We start from the raw sequence: 15,689 nt of genomic DNA on the forward strand, positions 1-15,689 counted from the left end.
CTTCTATGGCAGTTTGCCGCCCATGAGCACCGCCAATCCCAACACCAAGACCCTGTCCCTCGCCGCCGAATTCCCGCCGACCGACGCCGCCGAGTGGCGCAAACTGGTCGATGCGGCCCTCAAAGGCGCCGATTTCGACAAGCGCCTCGTCACCCGGACTTATGACGACCTGCGCGTCGAGCCGCTTTATCCGCGCGCACGAGACGCTCGTCCCGTTGCCGGCCGCGCCCCCGGCGCGCCGTGGCAGGTGGTGCAGCGGGTTGACCATCCCGACGCCGTCGAGGCGAACAATCAGGCGCTGACCGACCTCGAGAACGGCGCCACCGCCCTGTCGCTGGTGTTTGCCGGCTCGATCGGCGGCTACGGCTACGGCCTCAGCGGTTCGGAACAAACAATCGCCCGCGCGCTCGACAATGTCTGGCTCGACGCCGTGGCGATCGAAACCGATTTCAGCGCGCAGGAAAAGGAAGCCGGGCTGAACCTCGCCAAGGCCGTGAAGGCGCGCGGCATCGAGCCGGCCAAGACGCAGATCCGCTTTGCCCACGACCCGCTTGGGCTGATGGCGCGCAATGGCGCCGCGCCGCGGCCCTGGGCCGAGACCGCCAAAATGCTCGCCGGCTTTGCCGCCGATCTGGCGGCGCAGGGTTTCAAGGGACCGTTCGCGGTGGCCGACGGCCGCGCCGTCCATGCCGCTGGCGGCTCGGAAGCGCAGGAGCTGGCCTTCGCGCTTGGCAATGCCGTGACCTATCTGCGCATGTTCGCGGACAGCGGTGTGCCGCTCGATCAGGCGCGCGCGCTGATCTTCTTCCGCCTCGCAGCCGACGCCGACGAATTCATGACCATCGCTAAATTCCGCGCCCTGCGGAAATTGTGGGCGCGGGTCGAGGAAGCCAGCGGCCTGACGGCAAAGCCCGCCTTCGTCTCCGCCGAAACGGCGTGGCGCATGATGACGCAGCGCGACCCTTACGTGAACATGCTGCGCACGACGATTGCCATTACCGCTGCCGGTGTCGGCGGCGCGGACGCGATTACGGTGCTGCCGTTCACCGCCGCACGCGGCCTGCCCGACGCCTTTGCCCGCCGCGTCGCGCGCAACCAGCAACTCATCCTGCTCGAAGAGTCCAACCTCTATCGCGTTGCCGATCCGGCGGCCGGCGCCGGCGGCATCGAGACGCTGACGACGCAACTGGCGCAGACCGCTTGGGCGCTGTTCCAGGAGATCGAAAAGGCCGGCGGCGCGGCCGACGCCATCGCGCAGGGCGTCATCCAGAAAAAAGTCGCCGAGACGCGCAAGGCGCGGCAAGCCAATGTTGCGCGCCGCAAGGACCCGCTCACCGGCGCCAGCGAATTCCCCAATCTCGGCGAGGCCGAGGTGAAGGTGCTCGCCGTGCCGCGCGTCAAGATCGCGCCGCTGCCGGCCGCGCTCACTTTTGACGCCCTGGAGGCGATGCGCCTTGCCGCGCCGTTCGAGGCGCTGCGCGACAAGTCCGACGATCTTGCCCGCAAGACCGGCTCGCGGCCGAAAGTGTTTCTGGCGACGCTCGGCAAACTATCCGAGTTCTCCGCCCGCGCCGGCTTTGCCAAGAATTTTTTTGAGGCCGGCGGCATCGAGGCGATCGCGGCGGATGGTTTCAAGGATCGCGCCGAGATGCTCGCCGCGTTCAGGAAATCGGGAACGAAGCTCGCCTGCCTCTGTTCGACGGACAAGGTCTATGAGGCGGAAGCTGTCGAGGCCGCGAAGGATCTCATCGCCGCCGGCGCCATCGTGCATCTCGCCGGCCGCCCGGGCGATCTTGAGGCCGCGCTCAAAGACGCGGGCGTAACGACGTTTATTTATGTCGGCTGCGACGTGCTTTCGATACTGGAGGCCACCTATAGCAGCCTCGCATCTTAACGAGCCGACAGCCCGCCCCGCGCGAGAGCACCAAAAAAAAACGACGTTCGGCAAATCTTCACCATGATATCACTGCTTCAAATGTTCCGATCGAATTAATCTCATCGCACAACTTTACCGCTAGGCTCGAGTTCAGAGGTCGGGCCATGCAGCGCTTTCAGAAATTCATTGCCGCGTATTTTATCGTTATTGGCATGCTGGCGTTGATCGCCATTATCCCCGGCGGCACGCTGCTCATGCTGATTGTGACAATGATGGGTCTGCCGTTGTTTGGCATTCCCGGCCTGCTCACGGCCGCTGCGCCGACAATTTTCATATACTCGACGGCTGCGTTCGCCGTGTTCGTTGCCGCCACCGAGCCAAAGCGCAATTACGTGGCAATTTCGATTGTTGTACTGGCAGCGATCGCGCTCGCTGTCGGACCCGGACTGAAGACGCGATGGGACGTGAAGAACTTTGCCGACAAAGTAAGCGCCAACGACATCATTGGCAATGCCAAGTCAAAACCCAAGACAATCGAGTTGATCGGCGACATCAGTTCAGGTTTGTACAAATACGGCGAAGAAGTCGGCGACAAGCGCGCACCCTGCCCAGAGATATGCCGCCGCCTGCTGTTCGGTGGCGAGGTCGAATGGGTTCGGATGACATCCGTTCCGCAAGTCGATGCCGGCCGACGCCACGGCCCCACTTTTCAAGTCGACTACCGGCTTGAGCATCGCGAATCCTGCCCGCAACTCTATCCGACCGGTACCGACATCGACAAAGCGGTGCGCGATCGCGTGGCTGGCGGCGATTGCATCGTTATGGATGTCGCCGGCGCGGCGAAACCGGACGTCACAATGAGCTTCCTCACCCTTTACAGGAAGCAGGAGCACCCCCGACGTCCAGTTACCGACCGGCCAAGCACCATAGAATCCGTCAAAGAATTGCGAGTCGAAGAAAGCAGCAGTCCTACGCCTGTTCTGATCCGCACGCAGACGACTGCCAATCCGATCGCATTGCCGTTTTACATCGGCTCCGAGTTTCACATGCAAGGCGGCTACAACGGACCAGTTCTCGGGCGCGTAGAGATAACCCATAACTCCAGCGACATGGCGTTGATCCTGCGCGAGACATTCGGCTTTATCGTTGCTCCCATACAGCCGTTTTCGAAAGACGACGTGGCAAAGTTGACAGATCGTATTCTTTCTCTGCCACCTGACACAAACCCTGCACTTTCATCGCAACAGCAGCAAGTTCTGGCGGACGACCTGAAAGACAGAGTCAGGAAGTTCAGACTGACATCAGCCGACATCGACTTTGTCATGCGGATACTGCAGGACTCTCGGATCAGCGAGTTGCCAATCGGCGCTGCCATCCAGGGCGCCATTCGGGACGAACCCGCGCGATTCACGCTAGCTATTCCTTTGATGCTCGACAGAATTGAGACGCCGGCCTTGCAGAGTACCGGCCAATACCGAGGTGCATTGGCTTGGTCGTTGTTAGCCTTCCCTGCTGAAGCGCTGCGCCCGCACCGCGAACAAATTCTTCGGATACTAGACAATGAGCAGAACGGCACTACTGGACCGTTGCTGGCACGCGTCGGTGAACTTGGGATAAGTGATGCTACGGCTCGCATCGAGGAGCAGCTCAAGTCGAAATCAAGCGACGTGCGCCGCTTCGCAGCGCTTGCTGTTTGTCGGGCTGGCGTAGACGCTTGGGCAACACTTGAACCAATTGCTCTAGCGCACCTGGCCGAATCTAAGCCGAGCGACAAACTTCACGATGACGATCGAAAGTTGATTCTGGCTTTGGTGCGCTTCGGAAAGAAAACGCTCGCCTTGGAGGCGCTCGCGCGCCTCCTCACCAGAGATCAAGACAATGCTCAAAAGCGTCTTGACACCTTCGAAGCAAATTTTACGCCTAACCGCTGCAGGGATTTCTTGTAGGCCGCTCTAGCGGAAGCCAGACTCCACATGGTATCTTGTGCACTGCACTACAATTTTCAGGCAGCGCCGATGACCGGTATCCCCAACTTCTCGACGGCCCCCTTCACAGAAACGCCTATTGAGGTCCACAGTTCTGCCGCGCCGTGGATGACCCCGGAAGGCATTCCGGTATCGCCGGTCTATGGCGAGAAGGATGTCGCGGGCCTCGACTTCCTCGACACCTATCCCGGCAAGGCGCCGTTCCTGCGCGGGCCTTATCCTGCGATGTACGCGGCGCAGCCCTGGACCATCCGGCAATATGCCGGCTTCTCGACCGCCGAGGATTCCAATGCCTTCTACCGGCGCAACCTCGCCGCCGGCCAGAAGGGCCTCTCCATCGCCTTCGATCTCGCCACCCATCGCGGCTATGACTCGGATCATCCGCGTGTTGCCGGCGACGTCGGCATGGCGGGCGTCGCCATCGACTCCATCTACGACATGCGCACGCTGTTCTCCGGCATTCCGCTCGACCAGATGAGCGTGTCGATGACCATGAACGGCGCGGTGCTGCCGGTGCTCGCGCTCTATATCGTCGCCGCCGAGGAACAGGGCGTGCCGCACAACAAATTGTCGGGCACGATCCAGAACGACATCCTCAAAGAATTCATGGTGCGCAACACCTATATCTACCCGCCGGGCCCCTCGCTGCGCATCATCTCCGACATCTTCGCTTACACCTCGGCCGAGATGCCGAAGTTCAATTCGATCTCGGTGTCCGGCTATCACATGCAGGAAGCCGGCGCGACGCAGGACCTTGAGCTTGCCTACACCCTCGCCGACGGTCTCGAATATGTTCGCGCCGGCATCAAGGCCGGTCTGACCATCGACCAGTTCGCGCCGCGCGTGTCGTTCTTCTGGGCGATCGGCATGAACTACTTCATGGAGATCGCCAAGCTGCGTGCCGCGCGCATGATCTGGGCGAAGCTGATGAAGCCGTTCAAGCCGGAAGATGCCCGCTCGCTGTCCTTGCGCACGCATTCGCAGACCTCGGGCTGGTCGCTTGCGGCTCAGGACGTATTCAACAACGTCGCCCGCACCATGATCGAGGCCATGGCGGCGACGCAGGGACACACCCAGTCGCTGCACACCAACTCGCTGGATGAGGCCCTCGCGCTGCCGACCGACTTCTCGGCGCGCATCGCCCGCAACACGCAGATCCTGCTGCAACAGGAAAGCGGCACCACGCGCATCGTCGATCCGTGGGGCGGCTCCTATTACATCGAGAAGCTGACCGCCGATCTTGCCGCCAAGGCCTGGGCGCATATCGAGGAAGTCGAAAGCCTGGGCGGCATGGCGAAGGCCATCGAAGCCGGCATCCCCAAGCTGCGCATTGAGGAGGCCTCGGCCAAAACGCAGGCCCGCATCGACGCCGGCGTGCAGTCCGTGATCGGCGTCAACAAGTACCAGCCGGTCGACGAAGACCCGATCGAGGTTCTCAAGGTCAACAACTCCGAGGTTCGCCAGAAGCAACTCGAGAAGCTGGCGCGCCTGAAAGCCGAACGCGATCCGGTCGCTCTCAAGGACGCGCTCGATGCGCTCACCCGCGCCGCCACCGGCAACGGCAACCTCCTGGAGCTAGCCGTCGATGCCGCCCGCGCCAAGGCCACGGTCGGCGAGATTTCGGACGCACTGGAAAAAGTCTTTGGCCGGCACGTTGCGTCGATCAAGTCGATCACCGGCGTCTACAAGCGGGAGGTCGGCATGACCCCGACAGTCGATAAGGTGCGCGAAGCCGTCGAACGGTTCGAGGCCGCGGAAGGCCGCCGCCCTCGCCTGCTCGTTGCCAAGATCGGCCAGGACGGCCACGACCGCGGCCAGAAGGTCATCGCCTCGGCCTTCGCCGATCTCGGCTTCGACGTCGATATCGGGCCGCTGTTCGCGACGCCCGATGAAGCCGCCCGTCAGGCGGTGGAGAACGACGTCCACATTCTCGGCGTGTCGTCGCTGGCCGCCGCGCATCTCACTTTGGTGCCGGAACTCAAGAAGGCGCTCGCGGCCCAAGGCCGCGAGGACATCATGATCGTGGTCGGCGGCGTGGTGCCGCCGCAGGATTACGACGCGCTGATGAAGTCGGGCTGCGAAGCCATCTTCCCGCCGGGCACGGTGATCTCCGAAGCGGCGCTGAAGCTGCTGAAGACGCTGCACCACCGCCTCGGCCACGACCAGCAGGCGGCGGAATAAATTGAAGACAAGGTTTCTGATGAGAACGCATCTTGCGCTTCTCGGCTTTCTCGTTTTCGCCGGCGCCGCGATGGCGGCCGACGAACCGAAACCGGTCATCGCCACGGACGACAAGACCATCGAGGCGAGCGTCGTCATCGATCCGGCGTTGAAGTCTTATCCGGCGCTTTACGACAAGCTGCTCGCCAGCGGCAAGCGCGAATACGACAAGGCGCGCGCCGGGGCGGCGGCGGAATTCAAATCGACGCCCGACCTGTTCGGCGATGGCCGCAAGTTCTTCTACAGGCGCACCGACAAGCTCCGCAGCGCCATCGGCTCCTACATCAGTGTCCTGCGCAGCGATGACACCTTTGAGGGCGGCGCCCATCCCAACCATGTGATCGATACGCTTCTCTGGGACATGAAGGCAGCGCGCTTCGTCAACATCAAACCGTTCTTCAAGGAAATGACGGATGGCGGGCCGACGCTCGAACGCCTCGCGCGTCTGATCCGCGCCGCGCTGGCCGTCGAGAAGAAGGCGCGTGACATCGAGGTTGCCAATCCCGACACGGATCAATGGATCTCGGCGGTCAAGCCGAAGATTACCGATATCGGCGGTATCGCTCTGGCGCCGTCAACCGAGGCCGGCAGGAGTTCCGGTTTCGTTGTCTATTTCTCGCCCTACGCCGTCGGACCTTATGCCGAGGGCGAATTCATCGTTTTCATTCCGTACACCGCATTTCAATCGGCGCTGTCGCCGGCGGGGTTGGCCTTGTTCGGCGGCACGCGACCCAAGAGCGACGAAGCCTTCGACGAGCGTTAGCGCGTCGCGTCCTGCGGCGCGCTCGGGCGACAACGCAGCCAAGAAATAGTCCGTTTGCATCGCACCATATGCGGCGCGCCTCCGCGATTGACCGGGCGGCGCGCGCGGCCCTAACATCACATCATCATACAAAGCCGGCGCATAGACCGGCGAACAGGGAGCGACACGCATGACGAAGCTGACACGACGCGACTTCATGGCTGCAACAGCCATCGCCGGCGCCGGACTGGCGGCCGGAGCCAAGCCCTCTTTCGCGCAGAATTATCCGAACCGTCCGATCCAGATGATCTGCCCGTGGGGTGCCGGCGGCGGCACCGACGCGACCGCGCGCATCGTCGCCGCCCTGCTTGAAAAGGACCTCGGCCAGCCGATCAACGTCGTCAACCGCACCGGCGGGTCCGGCGTCGTCGGCCACTCGGCGATCGCCACCGCGGCGCCGGACGGCTACACGCTCGGCATCATCACCGTCGAAATCGCGATGATGCACTGGCAGGGCCTTACCCAGCTCACGCCGAAGGACTTCACGCCGCTGGCCCTGATGAACGAGGACCCGCCGGGCATCCAGGTCAAGGCCGACAGCGAGTACAAGACCGTCAAGGACCTCGCCGAGGCCGTCAAGAAGGCGCCGGCCGGCAAGTTCAAGGCCTCCGGCACCGGCCAGGGCGGCATCTGGCATCTGGCCCTGGTCGGCTGGCTGCAGGCGCTCGGCCTGCCCGCCAATCATGTGACATGGGTGCCGTCCAACGGCGCGGCGCCGGCCATGCAGGATCTCGCCGCCGGCGGCATCGACTTCACCACCTGCTCGGTGCCGGAAGCCCGCGCCATGATCGAGGCCGGCAAGGCGCGCAGCCTCGCCTTGATGGCGCCGCAGCGCGCGGCCGCCTTCAAGGACATCCCGACGCTGAAGGAAGCGATGGGCATCGACTTCACCACCGGCGCCTGGCGCGGCTTCGTCGGGCCGAAGGGCCTGCCGGCCGACATGGCCACCAAGCTCACCGCCTCGCTCAAGAAGATCTACGACTCCAAGGAGTACAACGACTTCATGAGCTCGCGCGGCTTCGGCGTGGTCTGGGCCGATGCCAAGGGCTATGCCGACTTCATGGACAAGTCGGACAAGCAGATGGGCACGGCGATGAAAGCCGCCGGCCTCGCCAAGAGCTGACAGGAAGCATCACGGCGCGCGGGGTGTTACGCCCCGCGCGCCGTTGTCGCCGGCCGTGCAAGGCGGCCGGCAAAATTTTTGGCCTGACCTGAAATCCCGCAAGTTCTCTGGAGTTGCAATGCGTGCGAATGACGCGATCAACGGACTGATCCTCATTCTTCTCTCGGTCGCGATGTTCGCCATGACGGCGACCTTTCCGGCCTTTCCCGGTCAGCCATACGGCCCCTCACTGTTTCCCCGCGTTCTCGCCACGCTGCTGGTCATTTGCGGCGCGCTGCTGATGTGGCGCGGGCTCGCCGCGCGCCTCGCCGGCGCGCGCTGGGTCGAGATGGCGCCGTGGACGCGCGATCCGTGGCGCGTCGGCAGCTTCTTCCTCATGATCGTCTCGCTCATTGCCTACATCCTGTTTGCCGAGACCATCGGCTTCATCCCGACCGCCTTCGTTATGTTGCTGGCGCTGTTTCTGTGGTTCGGCGTGCGGCCGGTGGTGGCGATCGTCACCGCCGTAGTCGCCACGCTTCTGATCCACTGGTTCTTCGCCACGCTGCTGCGCGTGCCGCTGCCGCGCGGCCTGCTCGACCGAATTCTGTGAGGCCGCCATGGACGCATTGATCACCGCCGCGGGCCTCGTTTTCGATCCGAGTGTGCTCTGGGTCATCGTCGCCTCCGCCGCCTTCGGCATGTTCGTCGGCGCCATGCCGGGGCTGACCGCCACGATGGCGACCGCGCTTCTGGTGCCGGTCACTTTCTTCATGGCGCCGGTGCCGGCGCTCGGCGCCATCGTCACCGCGACGGCGATGGCGATCTTCGCCGGCGACATTCCCGCCGCAATGCTGCGCATTCCTGGCACGCCGGCTTCCGCCGCCTACACCGACGAAAGCTATGCGATGTCGAAGAAGGGCGAGCTCGACCTCAATCTCGGCGTCAACCTCGTCTTCTCCGTACTCGGCGGCCTGATCGGCGTCGTTATTCTCATTTTCTGCGCGCCCATCCTCGCCGAAGCGGCGATCAACTTCTCGTCGTTCGAATATTTCTGGCTGGCGCTGCTTGGCCTCACCTGCGCGATCTTCATGACGGCGGGCGACCCCTTGAAGGGGCTGACGTCGCTGATCTTCGGGCTGCTCATCAACTGCATCGGCATCGACCCGACCGCCGGCCATCCGCGCTTCACCTTCGGCAGCGTCGAGCTGTTGCAGGGCATCAGCTTCATCCCGGCAATGATCGGCATGTTCGCACTGTCGGAACTGCTGCGCGGCGCGGTCAGCGTCGATCAGCAGGGCGCGGTGCTGGCGCAGAAGATTGGCAACATTTTCACCGGCGTCTGGGCCGTTTTCAAGAAATACTGGTTCAACTTCCTGCGCGGCTCGGCGCTCGGTGTCGCCATCGGCGCCCTGCCGGGCGCCGGCGCCGACATCGCCGCCTGGATTTCGTTCGCCGTCTCCAAGCGCTTCTCCAAGACGCCGGAGAAATTCGGCACCGGCCACATCGAAGGCATTGTCGACGCCACCTCGGCCAACAATTCGGCGCTCGGCGGCGCCTGGATTCCGGCGCTGGTGTTCGGCATTCCCGGCGACTCGATCACCGCCATCGTCATCGGCGTGCTGTATATGAAGGGCATGAACCCGGGGCCGACCGTGTTCCTGCAGAACCCGCAATTCATCTATGCGGTGTTCATCATCTTCGTGCTCGCCAATATCCTGATGCTGCCGCTCGGCTGGGCCGCGATCAAATCGGCCAAGCAGATCCTGCGCGTGCCGCGCAACGTGCTGCTGCCGATCATCCTGCTGTTCTGTGTGGTCGGCGCCTACGCCATGACCAACTCGCCCTACGGCATCATCGTCATGCTGGTGCTCGGCCTGATCGGCTGGCTGATGGAGGAGAACGGCTTCCCGATCGCGCCGGCAATTCTCGGCCTCGTGCTCGGCGAGATGCTGGAGCAGAACTTCATGACCTCGATGATCAAGGCCGACGGCAACGCGATGATATTCTTCGAGCGGCCGATCGCCGGCGTGCTTGGCGTCGTCACCGCCCTGATCTGGGGGACGATGATCTGGCGCGGCATGATGGGGCGCAAGGCGACCCTGGCGCCGACGGAGCCGGACCCGACGCCGGGGACGTGAGGCGGCGCCCTCGGCTACGTCTTCAGTCCCGACCGTTTTCTTCGCGCCGCCGGTACCCCCGTCGCGCGAAAACGCTATAAAAAGGGCGCATGTCCGCCCGCAGCCTTGATTCCAAAGTCCTATCCACAGCGATCCGCGCCGGCGACCGCGCCACGCTCGCCCGCGCCATCACGCTGGTCGAGAGCACGCGCGCCGACCACCGGCAGACGGCGCATCGGCTGGTGCAGGAGCTGCTGCCGTCGACCGGAAAGGCCATCCGCCTTGGCATTACCGGCGCGCCGGGCGCCGGCAAATCGACCACCATCGACGCGCTCGGCAGCTACCTCACCGGACAAGGCCACAAGGTTGCGGTGCTGGCGGTCGATCCGTCGTCGTCGCGCACCGGCGGTTCGATCCTCGGCGACAAGACGCGCATGGCGCGGCTCGCCATCGACGCCAACGCCTTCATCCGCCCCTCGCCGTCCTCGGGCACCCTCGGCGGAGTCGCGGCCAAGACCCGCGAGACCATGCTGCTCTGCGAGGCCGCCGGCTACGACGTCGTCATTGTCGAGACCGTCGGCGTCGGCCAGTCCGAGACCGCGGTCGCCGACATGACCGACTTCTTCCTGGTGCTGATGGTCGCCGGAACCGGCGACGAACTGCAGGGCATCAAGAAGGGCATTGTCGAACTCGCCGACATGATCGCGGTCAACAAGGCCGACGGCGACAACATCGCCCGCGCCAATATCGCCGCTGCGGACCTGCGCAGCGCGCTGCACATCCTCAGTCCCCGCTCGCCAACCTGGACGGTGCCGGCCATCACCTACTCGGCCCTGACCGGCGGCGGTATCGACACGTTGTGGAACCATGTCACCGACTACCGGAACAAGATGACCGCGTCGGGCGAGTTTGCGGCGCGGCGACGCGAGCAGCAGGTCAAATGGATGTGGACCATGCTCGAGGAGCGTCTCACCGCGCGGCTGCGCAGCGATCCCGCCGTGCGCGCCAAACTCCGCCAGGCCGAAAGCGCGGTTGCTGCCGGCGCACTGTCTCCGACCCTGGCGGTCGAGGAAATCGCCGGGCTGCTGGGTTTGTAAGCCGCTATCGCAGTGCGAAATGCGGCGCTTTTCTACCCTCGATAAACTCGCATTAACTCCGGCTTAACACCCTTTAAACGCATGGACTCTACGGTCCGATGAAAGCCGGGATCAGCCAATGCGGATCGGAACTTTCTTCGCCGCGCTCAAAAGCGGTTTGGCCAAAATTACGGCCGTCGGGCTCGTTGCCTTCAGCGCAACTTTCGCCCTTGTACTGACCATCGCGTCCATCATTCCGCCTGTCGGCATATCGCGTGAAGTCGTGATTGTCCTTTGCGCAGTGCTCGCTGCCGTCGTCGGACAATTAACCGCCACCGCAACAGCAGCACGTTTCACGCGCCGCCAGCGCCGCACCAGCGAGCAGATCCGCCGCGCGCTCAACAGTATGCCGCATGGCCTGAGCATGTTCGATGACAACGAACAACTCGTTGTCTGCAATCAGCTCTATTACAGCATGTACGACCTGTCGCCGGACGACGTGAAGGTCGGCTCCACCTTGTCGCAGGTGCTGGCGCGCCGCGTTGCCAAAGGCCTGTTCAAGCTCGATCCGCAGGAATACCGCGAGAAGTTTCTCAAGGCCTATCGCGAAGGCCGCACCACCACCGCCGAGATCGACGCCGGCCGGGGCCGCCTCTACCTCATCACCAATCACCCGATCCAGGGCGGCGGCTGGATTACAACGCACGAGGATATCACCGAACGCCGCGCCGCCGAGAAGAGCCGCATCGCCAGCGAACATCAGGAAAGGCGCCGGTCCGCCACCGAAGCGGCGATCAACGAATTCCGTCAGGGCGCCGAGACGCTGCTGAAAACCGTTGCCGACAGCGCCACCGAGATGCACGCCACCGCCGCGGCGCTGCTCGAGGCTTCCGGCCGCACCACCTTGCGCGCCGAAGATGCCCAGCGCACGTCGCAGGAAGCGGTGACCAATGTCGAGACGGTGGCGGCCGCGGTGGAGCAACTGTCGGCGTCGGCATCGGAAGTGGATGAGCGGCTCATGCGCGCCACGCAGATCGTGCGCGTCACGCTCGATGAAGCTTACGTCACCAATGAAGACATCAAGCGGCTGGCGCGCGCCGCGGACAAGATCGGCGACGTGGTCAAGCTGATCCGCAACATTGCCGGACAGACCAACCTGCTGGCCCTAAACGCCACCATCGAGGCGGCGCGCTCCGGCGCCGCCGGCCGCGGCTTCGCGGTGGTCGCCAGCGAGGTCAAGGCGCTCGCCGTGCAGACCGCCAGCGCCACCGAGGATATCTCAGCGCAGATCCTCGAAATCCAGAAATCCACGCAGGATTCGGTCGAGGCCATCGGCCGCATTGCCAACCGCATCGACGAAATCAACAGCCACACCACGTCGATCTCGGCGTCGGTGCAGCAGCAGGCGAGCGCCACCGGCTCGATCTCGCACAATGTAACGAGCACCGCGCGCGGCTCGAAGATCATCGACACCGTGCTCGGCGAGGTGGTCGATGCCGCCAGCGGCACGCAGCATTCGGCGCAGACGGTGCTGACGGCCTCCGAAGCGGTCGAGAAGGCCAGCGCCAATTTGAAGAGCGAAGTCGAACGCTTCCTGATCAAGGTGGCGATGTAACGACGCGTTCGGCTAAGCTGCCTTGATGCCCACCCTCCTCATCACCGGCTTCGGCCCCTTTCCCGGCGCGCCATATAATCCGACGGTGAAGCTGGTGCGCGCGCTGGCCCGCCTGAGGCGACCGGCGCTGGCGGGCACGACCATCGTCACGCACATTTTCACGACCAGCTATGCCGCCGTCGATCGCGACCTGCCGGCGCTGATCGCAGAGTACAAGCCCGATGCGTTGCTGATGTTCGGGCTGCATGGCCGGGCCCGAGCCATCCGCATCGAGACGCGGGCGCGCAACGCGCTCGCCTTGCTGCCGGACGCCTCCGGCAAGGTACTAGGGCGGGGCGTCATCGCACCGGAAGCTCCGTCCGCACGCAGGATGCCTATGCCGGCGCAACGCCTGCTTGCCGCGGCGCGCGAGACGCGCTTGCCTGCTGTCCTGTCGCGTGATGCCGGGCGCTATCTGTGCAACTATCTGTGCTGGCGTGCGGTGGACAGCGGCGTGCGGCTCGCCGCCTTCGTCCACGTACCGAAGGTGGCGCGCTTTGCGCGGCCATCCAGGGCGGGCTCGAACAGGCCCTTCACTGCGACCGATCTCGCCCGTGTTGGCGAGACAATGCTGGTGGCTTTACACGCCGCCGTTAACCGGACCTAAGCCGGTCCCGCGCATTCTGGTGCCATGCCGTTCACCCGCCGCGACCTGATCGCCGGTTCTGTCGCCTCGGTGCTTGCCGCGCCCGTTGCTGCGCGCGCGCAAGAGCCCAAAGGCCTCGACGCCGCGCGCTTCGGCGTGCGCGCCAATGCCGACAGCGACCAGACGCGCGCGCTGCAGAAAGCCATCGACGAGGCCACGCGCGCGCAGCAGCCTTTGTGGCTGGCACCCGGCCGTTATCGCAGCGGGCCGCTGCGGCTCGGCTCCGGCGCCCGCATCGTCGGCGCGCGCGGCGCCACTCACCTTCAGCTTGTGCAAGGTCCGGCGTTGTTCCTGGCGCAGGATGCCCGCGCCGTGACGCTCGAGGCGCTGAGCCTCGACGGCGGCAACATCAAGCTCGGCGACAGCGCGCTCATCAGCTTCATCGCGATCCCGGATCTGCGCCTCACCGATTGCACTATCGTCAATGCCGGCGGCAATGCCGTGGCACTGACGCGATGCACCGGCGCCATCGAAGGCAACAGCATCACCAACAGCGCCGACAACGCCCTGTTCAGTCTCGACGGCCGCCTCATGATCCGCGGCAACGCGATTGCAAAGTCCGGCAATGGCGGCATCCGCGTCTGGCAGAGCGCCAAGCGCCATGACGGCAGCGTCATCGAGAACAACACCATCGAGGACACGCAGGCGCGCGGCGGCGGCGACGGCCAGAACGGCAACGCCATCAACGTCTATCGCGCCGAGGGCGTCATCGTGCGCGGCAACACCATCCGCCGCGCCGCCTTCACCGCGGTGCGCGGCAACGCCGCCTCGCACATCGTCATTCGCAACAATCAGTGTTTCGCCTTGGGCGAGGTCGCGATCTATTCCGAGTTCGATTTCGTCGATGCCACCATCGTCGACAACACCATCGACACCGCCGCGGTCGGCATTGCCGTCACCAACATGGACCAGGGCGGTCATCTCGCCGTGGTGCGCGGCAATGTCGTGCGCAATCTGATCAACAAGCGGCCGCAGGGCGGGCCGGATTCGGCCGGCGTCGGCATCGGCGTCGAGGCCGACACCACCGTGTCCGGCAATGTCATCGAGAACGCGCCGACGATGGGCATCGAGGTCGGATCGGGCAAATATCTGCGCGACTGCAAGGTCACCGCAAACACGGTGCGCGACGCCGGGATCGGCGTCGGCGTCTCGGTGGTCGAGGGCGCCGGCCGCGCCGAGATCACGGCCAATGTGTTTTCCGGCATCAAACGCGGCGCCGTGGTCGGCATGGCCTGGGACAAGGCGGCGACCGGCGATCTCACCCGTGGCGGCGCGGAGAAGTTCCCGCAGCTGACGATCGCTGACAACAAAGTGACCTGAGCGCCGACGTTCCTGCCCGGCGCCGCCGGCCGAAGCCCTTGCTCCATCCGCGCCGCGAACCCACCTTAGGGCTTCACCCAAGCCCCATCTTCTATTTTCCGTTCATGCCCAGCCGCCGCGCCCTCACCATGCTCCTTGTCTTCGCAATCTTCCTGGTGCCGCTGATTGCGCGCGCCGCCCTTTACGTCGCCGGCGACGGCGCCCGCTCCTGGCGCGAGGCCGACTGGTCCTCGACCGGCACCTTGCCGCCGGCCCGCCAGTTCCAGCCGGCGCGGCTGGTCGTGTTCTCCGGCACCACCGGCGCCTGGAAGGGCATTTTCTCGGTCCATAGCTGGATCGTGTTCAAGCGCGCCGGCGAGACGCGCTGGACGCGCTACGACGTGGTCGGCTGGGGCACGCCGGTGCGCATGAATGGCTGGCCGGCGGACGGCCGCTGGTACGGCAACGCGCCGGTCGCCATTGTCGACGTCGGCGGCGCTGAGGCGGAACGCCTGATCCCGAAGGTCGAGGCCGCGGTGCGCGATTATGCCTATGCACAGGCCGGCGACTACCGCATCTGGCCGGGCCCGAACTCCAACAGCTTCACCGCCGCGGTGCTGCGCGCCGTGCCGGAACTGAAGGCCACCTTGCCCGCCAATGCCGTCGGCCGTGACTTCCGCGACGGCTTCTATGCCGGCCGCACCGACTCCGGCACCGGTGTCGAGCTGTCCGCCTACGGGCTGGCCGGCCTCAAGGTCGGCTGGATCGAGGGCTTCGAGGTCAATCTGCTCGGCCTCGTCGCCGGCTTCGATGTGCGCTATCCGGCGCTCAAGCTGCCGGGCTTCGGCCGCATCGGCGTTTCCCCGCCAACACAGATCGGGCTGGCGGGGTAACAAGCCGTCATTGTGA

12 protein-coding genes are annotated in these 15,689 nt (G+C 64.6%); all 12 read left to right on the top strand.

Features of this window, described 5'->3' with window-relative positions; genetic code table 11:
* Positions 1 to 22: 22 nt before the first annotated feature.
* The 12 genes from DXH78_RS16535 (at position 23) to DXH78_RS16590 (ending at position 15,673) form a co-directional block, all read left to right on the top strand.
* Complete coding sequence (locus DXH78_RS16535; RefSeq protein ID WP_115518318.1) at positions 23 to 1,894, top strand: methylmalonyl-CoA mutase family protein; 1,872 nt, start codon at positions 23 to 25, stop codon at positions 1,892 to 1,894.
* 146 nt (positions 1,895 to 2,040) lie between these two features.
* The gene (locus DXH78_RS16540; protein ID WP_115518319.1) at positions 2,041 to 3,822 is read left to right on the top strand and encodes a hypothetical protein; all 1,782 of its coding nucleotides are present in this window, start codon (positions 2,041 to 2,043) and stop codon (positions 3,820 to 3,822) included.
* Between the two features lie 69 nt (positions 3,823 to 3,891).
* Positions 3,892 to 6,042, top strand: coding sequence for a methylmalonyl-CoA mutase (gene scpA / locus DXH78_RS16545; RefSeq protein WP_115518536.1), 2,151 nt, complete (start codon positions 3,892 to 3,894; stop codon positions 6,040 to 6,042).
* Between the two features lie 19 nt (positions 6,043 to 6,061).
* The gene (locus tag DXH78_RS16550) at positions 6,062 to 6,844 is read left to right on the top strand and encodes an RsiV family protein (RefSeq protein ID WP_115518320.1); all 783 of its coding nucleotides are present in this window, start codon (positions 6,062 to 6,064) and stop codon (positions 6,842 to 6,844) included.
* 169 nt (positions 6,845 to 7,013) lie between these two features.
* Positions 7,014 to 8,006: a tripartite tricarboxylate transporter substrate binding protein gene (locus tag DXH78_RS16555; RefSeq protein ID WP_115518321.1), complete on the top strand. Its 993-nt coding sequence runs from the start codon at positions 7,014 to 7,016 to the stop codon at positions 8,004 to 8,006.
* A gap of 118 nt (positions 8,007 to 8,124) precedes the next feature.
* Entirely contained in the window at positions 8,125 to 8,598 is a 474-nt protein-coding gene (locus DXH78_RS16560; protein WP_115518322.1) for a tripartite tricarboxylate transporter TctB family protein, read from the top strand.
* A gap of 7 nt (positions 8,599 to 8,605) precedes the next feature.
* A complete protein-coding gene (locus DXH78_RS16565) occupies positions 8,606 to 10,126 on the top strand; it encodes a tripartite tricarboxylate transporter permease (protein WP_115518323.1) in 1,521 nt (506 codons plus the stop codon).
* A gap of 89 nt (positions 10,127 to 10,215) precedes the next feature.
* Positions 10,216 to 11,202, top strand: coding sequence for a methylmalonyl Co-A mutase-associated GTPase MeaB (gene meaB, locus DXH78_RS16570; RefSeq protein WP_115518324.1), 987 nt, complete (start codon positions 10,216 to 10,218; stop codon positions 11,200 to 11,202).
* A gap of 118 nt (positions 11,203 to 11,320) precedes the next feature.
* A complete protein-coding gene (locus DXH78_RS16575) occupies positions 11,321 to 12,796 on the top strand; it encodes a methyl-accepting chemotaxis protein (RefSeq protein ID WP_115518325.1) in 1,476 nt (491 codons plus the stop codon).
* A 25-nt stretch (positions 12,797 to 12,821) separates the two neighbouring features.
* On the top strand, positions 12,822 to 13,442 hold the full coding sequence (locus DXH78_RS16580) for a pyroglutamyl-peptidase I (protein WP_115518326.1): 621 nt from the start codon (positions 12,822 to 12,824) through the stop codon (positions 13,440 to 13,442).
* 24 nt (positions 13,443 to 13,466) lie between these two features.
* Positions 13,467 to 14,801: a TIGR03808 family TAT-translocated repetitive protein gene (locus DXH78_RS16585; protein WP_115518327.1), complete on the top strand. Its 1,335-nt coding sequence runs from the start codon at positions 13,467 to 13,469 to the stop codon at positions 14,799 to 14,801.
* Positions 14,802 to 14,905: 104 nt separating this feature from the next.
* Complete coding sequence (locus tag DXH78_RS16590; RefSeq protein ID WP_115518328.1) at positions 14,906 to 15,673, top strand: DUF3750 domain-containing protein; 768 nt, start codon at positions 14,906 to 14,908, stop codon at positions 15,671 to 15,673.
* Positions 15,674 to 15,689 lie beyond the last annotated feature (16 nt).

Origin of the sequence: Undibacter mobilis (genome assembly GCF_003367195.1) — a bacterium.
In the GTDB taxonomy this organism is placed as follows: Bacteria; Pseudomonadota; Alphaproteobacteria; order Rhizobiales; family Xanthobacteraceae; genus Pseudolabrys; species Pseudolabrys mobilis.